This window comes from Enterobacter sp. CGMCC 5087, assembly GCF_003144775.1.
Taxonomy (GTDB): domain Bacteria; phylum Pseudomonadota; class Gammaproteobacteria; order Enterobacterales; family Enterobacteriaceae; genus Enterobacter; species Enterobacter cloacae_M.
Genome location: NZ_QFXN01000091.1, coordinates 72496 through 79075, shown reverse-complemented (window position 1 = coordinate 79075; position 6580 = coordinate 72496). Strand labels below are relative to the sequence as shown.

Sequence of the window (6580 nt, the reverse complement as noted above, 5' to 3'; positions counted from 1 at the left end):
GGTGGAGACGAACAGCACCATAAAATCCTGCACCGCGCCCGCCAGCACCACGCCCGCGAGGATCCAGATCATCCCCGGCAGGTAGCCCATCTGCGCCGCCAGCACCGGCCCTACCAGCGGGCCCGCTCCGGCAATCGCCGCAAAATGGTGACCGAACAGCACTTTTTTGTCGGTCGGCACGTAGTCCAGCCCGTCGTTATGGCGGACGGCAGGCGTCATGCGCGTAGCGTCAACGGCCAGAACGTTCTTGGCGATATAGCGGCCATAAAAACGGTACGCGATCAGATAAATGCAGACGGAGGCGACCACGATCCAGAGCGCATTGATCTGTTCCCCCCGGTTGAGGGCGATATAGCCCAGGGCAAAGGCTCCCACAACGGAGAGCCCTGCCCATATAAGGTATTTCCCTGAGTTGTTCATAGTTGTTGTCCGTTGTTGTGAAACAGTGAGATGTTACATTTTGTTTCTAGAACAACCGGAAAAATTTAACAACTTTGAAACGCAATAATGCGTGGTCAAACCAGAGATTTACACCACAGTGTTAAGCCGATCACTTTGATCTGCCTGGCTTAGCCCAACACCATCGTGCTCAACCGACAGGTGCAGCACCGCCGCCCCTGCTCGTCGAATACCACAATCTCCCAGCTCTGGCTCGAACGCCCCAGATGCAGCGGCTGGCATACCCCGCGCACTTTGCCGTGAGAGACCGCACGATGGTGCGTGGCGTTAAGCTCCGTCCCCACCACGCTCTGCCCGTCGCGGGTCATCAGAAAACCGGCCATCGATCCCAGCGTTTCCGCCAGCGCCGCCGACGCGCCGCCGTGCAGCAGGCCAAACGGCTGATGGGTGCGCGCATCCACCGGCATCTCCGCTTCCAGCGTGTCGTCACCGATACGGGTATAGACAATGCCGAGATGCGCCACCAGCGTATTCAGGCTGGTCGCGTTCAGCTCCTCGAGCGGTAAATGACGTTTCCAGATCATCTTACGCTCCCAGCGTGGAGCCGCCGTCCACCACGATATCCTGCAGGGTGATATGGCTGGCGGCATCGGATGCAAGGAACAGCACCGTGCTGGCTATCTCCTGCGGACGAGCTATTTTGCCCAGCGGAATGCCAAGCTTGAACTGCTCGCCAAAGCCGCGAATGCGCTGCTGCTCCGCATCGTCGCTTTTCCACAGGGTGCGCTGCATATCGGTGTCCGTTGAGCCCGGCGACACCAGGTTACAGCGCACGCCGCTGCCCGCCAGCTCCAGCCCGACGGTCATAGCCAGGCTTTTCAGCGCCGCCTTCGACGCGCCGTAGGCGCTCATGCCGATGCGCGGCGCGTGCGCCGCGTCGGACGCCACGGTGACTATCGCCCCGCCCTGCTGACGGCGGAACTGGCCCATCGTCTGCTGGAACAGGTTGAACGCGCCGCCGACGTTAACCGCGAAGGTCTGCTGCCAGTCCTCCTGCGAAAGCTGGTCCGTCGCCCCCATGCGCAGAATGCCCGCCGCGTTGATCAGCACGTCCAGCCGTTCAAGCGACGCCAGCACGCGCCCGCACACTTCCTGCACCTGCGCGGCATCCGCCACGTCCAGGGTTTCGGTGGCGAACGGATAATCCCCCAGCGGAAACGCCAGATCGAACCCGGTCACCCGTGCGCCCGCCTCCACAAACGCCAGCGCCGTCGCGTAGCCTATCCCCTTCCCCGCGCCCGTCACCCAGACGGTTTTGCCGGTAAAATCAAAACCCGCCATCACTTCACCTCGCGGGAAAGCAGCGCCCACCAGGCGTCGATTGTTGGATTTTTTGCCAGCATTACGAAATCAATGTCACCGTGCACTTTGCGCCAGCGGGCGGCCAGCGCCATCATGCGTACCGAATCCAGACCGTAGTCGATCAGGTTTTCGTCATCCATCGGCTCGTCGGACTCGTCCAGCAGCGGCAGGATCAGCTCACGCAGCGCGGCTTTGGTCGCCGGAACGGACGGCAGCAGCTCGTCGGTCATTACCACGCGGCCCGAGCGTCCGGCCACGTAGTTGAGCGACATCAGGTGCTCGTCGCGGGTGAAATCCGCCAGCGCGTCGGCAATAAAGAACGGCTTGATGTCGCGCATAAAGGCATCGGTGGCGGTGGTCATGCAGCCGATGTGGGCGTACACGCCGGTAATCAGCAGCTGGTTTCGTCCCGTCTCTTTCAGCATCTGCTCCAGCGGCGAGCGGTGAAACGCGCTGTAGCGCCACTTCACCAGCACCGTGTCCGCTTCGTCCGGGGTCAGTTCACGGACAATCCGCTGCTGCTCCGGCGAGCGGGTCAGGCCCGGCCCCCACATGTCGTTCAGCAGGGCGCGGTCTTCGTCGCTCTGCTCTTTCGGCTGGGCGGTGTAGTAGACGGGAATATTGTGCGCTTTGCAGTAAGCGCGCAGTCTGGCGATATTCGCCACCACCTGCTGCATCATCGCGCTGTTTTCGCCCCAGAAGTTCAGGAAATACTCCTGCATATCGTGGATTAGCAGCGCGGCACGTTCAGGCTCAAACGCCCAGTTCACCTTGTTGGCCGGCAGATCTGCGGCGGTCGGCAGCGCGTAAGCGGTTAATTTTGGAATGGCCATACTCTGTTCCTCAGCCCCGGGTGCGTTCAGCAAGCCACAGGCGCAACTGTTTCTTATCGACTTTACCGACCGGCGTTAGCGGGAGCGCATCCACGCTCTCCACGCGGTCCGGCAGCTTGAATTCGGCAACGCCCTGCTCGCGCAGGAAGCGGCGCACCTCGACCGCGCGCAGAGGCTGTTTCACCACCAGATACGCGCAGCTTTTTTCGCCCAGCAGGCTGTCCTCCATGCTCACCAGCGCGGCGTGGATCACCGCCTCGTGGCGCAGCAGCAGGTTTTCAATCTCTTCGGCGGCGATCTTCTCGCCGCCGCGGTTGATCTGATCTTTCTCGCGCCCCTGCACGGTGATGTAGCCCTGCTCGTCAATGGCAATCAGATCGCCGGAGCAGTAAAAGCCGTCGGCGTCAAAGGCGCTGGCGTTGTGTTCCGGGCTGTTGAAATAGCCGCGGAAGGTATACGGCCCGCGCGTCATCAGACGCCCAACCTCACCGCGCGGCAGCGGGTTTCCGTTCTCGTCCGCCACCCAAACTTCGTCGTCCGGGCACATCGGGCGGCCCTGGGTGTTGATGATGCGTTCCGGCGCGTCGTCGAGCGCGGTGTAGTTCACCAGCCCTTCCGCCATGCCGAACACCTGTTGAAGCTGGCAGCCGATTTCCGCCGGAATGCGCGCCGCGAGCGAGGCGGAGAGGCGTGCGCCACCCACCTGCAGTAGCCTGAGGGATTTGAGCTGCGCGCTTCCCGCGCCGTCGGCAATCGCCTGCAACCACAGGCTCACCGCCGGAGGAACCAGCGAGGTGACGTTAATCTGATGCCGTTCAATCAGCGGGAAGCAGAGCGTGGCGCTCGGATCGTTCGCCAGCACCACGCAGCCGCCCGCGGTGAAGACGCCTAACGATCCCGGCGAACTCATGGCGTAGTTATGCGCTGCGGGCAGCGCGTTCAGGTAACGCGTTTCGGCGGTGATGCCGCAAATCTCGTTGCTGCGGCGGATGCTGTAGTCGTAATCGTTGTGCGTGCGCGGGATCAGCTTCGGCGTGCCGGTGCTGCCGCCGGAAAGCTGGAAAAACGCCACTTCGTCGGCGGGCGTCGGGTTCGGGATGAAGTTGTCCGCCGGACGCGAAATCGCCGCTTCCAGGGCGTGTTCGTCCTTATCGCCGCGCAGCAGCACGACGCGAACCGAGCGGTGCGCATCCACAAAGGTGTTAAGAAAATCATCGCCCGCAAACAGCGCGTGGTCGCGATCGGCAATCAGCGCGGCGGGTTTGATCTGCTCCGCGTAGGCGTTCAGCTCGCTGCGCTGATGGCTAAAGAGCGCGTTCACCGGCGCGACGCCGATTTGCAGCAGCGCGAAGAAGGTGATGTAGAACTCGGCCACGTTTCCGAGCTGCACCAGCGCCGTCTCGCCGCGCTGCAGCCCGCGCGCCTGAAGAGCGGACGCGAGGTTATTCACCGCCTGATGAAACGCGCGGTAGGTGATGTGCCGTTCGCCGTCGATAATCGCCACGGCATCGCTGTCCGCGCGATCCGTCAGGATGTGGGTCAGCGGCAGATCCTGCCAGTAGCCTTTTTCACGGTAGCGGCGGGCGAATTCCTCAGGCCAGCGGGTAAAGGGAATAGTCATGAGCGTTCCTTAGTGCAGGCCAAACACGTTAAGCATGGTGGAGAGCTTCACGCCCGTCTCGCGCCACTCGCCCACCGGCGAGGAGGCCGGCACAATGCCCGCGCCGGCAAACAGGCGAACGGTATTTTCGCGAAGACGCGCGCAGCGGATGGTCACCACCCACTCGCCGTTGCCTTCGCTGTCGCACCAGCCGACGATGCCGCCGAACAGCTCGCGGTCGAACGGCTCCAGCTCGGCAATCAGCTCTTTTGCCGCCTCATGCGGGAAGCCGCTCAGCGCCGGGGTCGGGTGCAGCAGGCAGGCCAGCGTCAGGGCGTTTTCGTTGTCACGCGCGTCACCTTCAACCGGCGTCGCCAGATGCCACAGCGTCGGCGTGGTGATGAGCTGCGGGGAAGACGGCATGCTCAGGTGGTGGCTGCGCGGTGCCAGAATGGCCTTCATCGCCTGGGTTACGAGATCGTGCTCGTGACGGTCTTTTTCGGAGGCCAGCAGCTTATTGCCCGCTTCGCGATCCAATACGTCGTCCGGCTGACGGCGCGCAGAGCCTGCCAGCGGCAGCGAGCTAAAGTGCGCGCCCTCTTTACGCAGCAGCAGTTCGGGGCTGGCGCCGAGCAGCACGCCGCCGTCTTCCAGCGGCACGTGGAAGTTAAAGCTCGCCGGGTTCTGGGCGATAAGACGCTCCATCAGCGCACCGCTATCAATGTGTTTATCGGTCGCGATATCAATCAGGCGCGACAGCACCACCTTGTTCACCTGCGGCGTGGCGGTCAGCGACGCGGCGCGAGCGACCATCTCTTCAAACACGGGCTGCGGAGGGATCTCAGTGCGTTGTTCCACCTTCAGCGCCTGCGAGCCGGAAAAATAGCGTGCTGACTGCTGACGTGCCGGACGGGAAAAGGTCTGCCAGCGCTGAGGAATAAACAGAGAAGATGGCTTGCGGGTATCGAATGGAATAGCCCCCACCATCACCGGATGAGCGATACCGTTAGCTTTCGCATTCCGGAAGGCCTGGGCTAATTTTTGCTGGAATTGCCCGGCCGGATCGTCGCCGCCAACGGCGGGTTCACTGAAGCGGGCAAAACAGCCTGAGGTAGTAAAACTGCGGTAAGGCGACATAAAGAAAAAGCTGTCTGATTGCAGCGTGGTCGCGGTGTGCTGAACTTCCTCAGCCAGGGACGTGTCCATATCATCCTCCTTAAAATGATAAAAGAAGCAATAATGATTATCATTTATATTTTCGTCGGCTAACCTAATCCCACATCGCTTCGCTGTCAACCGTCGGACAAATAACTTATGCGACAAAAGCTTGCATCCCTTCACGGCAACCATGAAAATGAGAAGCATTATCTTCAACAAAAACAGGATGTCGCGCTGTGAAATTCCCTGCTCTATTCCGTAATACCCTGCTTTTATCTGGACTTTTTGTTTTAGGACTTGCCTCAGCCGCTGCCGCCGACTGGCCGCGTCAGGTGACCGACAGCCGAGGCGTTCACACGCTTGAGAGCAAACCGACGCGCATTGTCTCCACCAGCGTGACCTTAACCGGCTCCCTGCTGGCGATTGACGCACCGGTCGTTGCCAGCGGCGCGACCACGCCGAACAACCGCGTGGCGGATGCGCAGGGCTTTTTGCGCCAGTGGGGTGATATTGCGAAACAGCGCAAGGTTGCGCGGCTGTACATCGGCGAACCGAGCGCCGAAGCGGTCGCCGCGCAAATGCCGGATCTGATTTTGATCGGCGCTACCGGCGGGGATTCCGCGCTGGCGCTGTACGATCAGCTCTCCGCCATCGCCCCAACGCTTATCATCAACTACGACGACAAGAGCTGGCAGGAACTGCTGACCCAGCTGGGCACCCTTACCGGGCAGGAAAAACAGGCCGCAGAGCGCATTGCCGCCTTTGATAAACAGCTCGCGCAGGTGAAACAACAGATGAAGCTGCCGCCGCAGCCGGTGAACGCCATCGTCTACACCGCCGCTGCGCACAGCGCCAACCTGTGGACCGCGGAATCGGCGCAGGGCAAGCTGCTGCACCAGCTGGGCTTTACGCTGGCGGAACTGCCCGCCGGACTGCACACCTCAAAAAGCCAGGGCAAACGCCACGACATCATTCAGTTGGGAGGGGAAAACCTGGCGACGGGGCTGAACGGCGAAGGGCTGTTTGTGTTTGCCGGCGACCAGAAAGACGTGGATGCGATTTACGCCAACCCGCTGCTGGCGCATTTGCCGTCGGTGAAAAACAAACGGGTCTGGGCATTGGGAACGGAGACGTTCCGCCTGGATTATTACAGCGCGATGTTGGTGTTAGACAGATTGAATGCATTGTTTAAGTAGGCATTTCCCCGCCCTCTCCCTGTGGGAGAGGG

At 61.4% G+C, this 6580-nt stretch carries 7 protein-coding genes; 1 reads left to right on the top strand and 6 read right to left on the bottom strand.

Translation table 11 applies throughout. The features are described 5' to 3' along the window. From DEO48_RS09050 to entC, 6 genes are all read right to left on the bottom strand, one after another. On the bottom strand, positions 1 to 420 hold a 420-nt coding region (locus DEO48_RS09050), incomplete at its 3' end, for a carbon starvation CstA family protein (RefSeq protein ID WP_309136801.1). A 149-nt stretch (positions 421 to 569) separates the two neighbouring features. Beyond that, the gene (gene entH, locus DEO48_RS09045; RefSeq protein ID WP_029740111.1) at positions 570 to 983 is read right to left on the bottom strand and encodes a proofreading thioesterase EntH; all 414 of its coding nucleotides are present in this window, start codon (positions 981 to 983) and stop codon (positions 570 to 572) included. A 1-nt stretch (position 984) separates the two neighbouring features. Beyond that, a complete protein-coding gene (entA, locus tag DEO48_RS09040) occupies positions 985 to 1740 on the bottom strand; it encodes a 2,3-dihydro-2,3-dihydroxybenzoate dehydrogenase EntA (protein ID WP_109844963.1) in 756 nt (251 codons plus the stop codon). Then, the gene (locus DEO48_RS09035; RefSeq protein ID WP_109844962.1) at positions 1740 to 2594 is read right to left on the bottom strand and encodes an isochorismatase; all 855 of its coding nucleotides are present in this window, start codon (positions 2592 to 2594) and stop codon (positions 1740 to 1742) included. Before DEO48_RS09035 ends, entA begins: the two co-directional genes overlap by 1 nt. Positions 2595 to 2604: 10 nt before the next feature. Further along, entirely contained in the window at positions 2605 to 4215 is a 1611-nt protein-coding gene (gene entE, locus DEO48_RS09030) for a (2,3-dihydroxybenzoyl)adenylate synthase EntE (RefSeq protein WP_109844961.1), read from the bottom strand. Positions 4216 to 4224: 9 nt separating this feature from the next. Beyond that, complete coding sequence (gene entC, locus DEO48_RS09025; RefSeq protein ID WP_109844960.1) at positions 4225 to 5400, bottom strand: isochorismate synthase EntC; 1176 nt, start codon at positions 5398 to 5400, stop codon at positions 4225 to 4227. A 188-nt stretch (positions 5401 to 5588) separates the two neighbouring features. Here entC and fepB point away from each other — a divergent pair, with 188 nt between their 5' ends. Continuing rightward, positions 5589 to 6548 carry a Fe2+-enterobactin ABC transporter substrate-binding protein gene (gene fepB, locus DEO48_RS09020; protein ID WP_109844959.1) on the top strand — a complete coding sequence of 320 codons (960 nt, stop codon included), beginning with the start codon at positions 5589 to 5591 and terminating at the stop codon, positions 6546 to 6548. Positions 6549 to 6580: the final 32 nt, after the last annotated feature.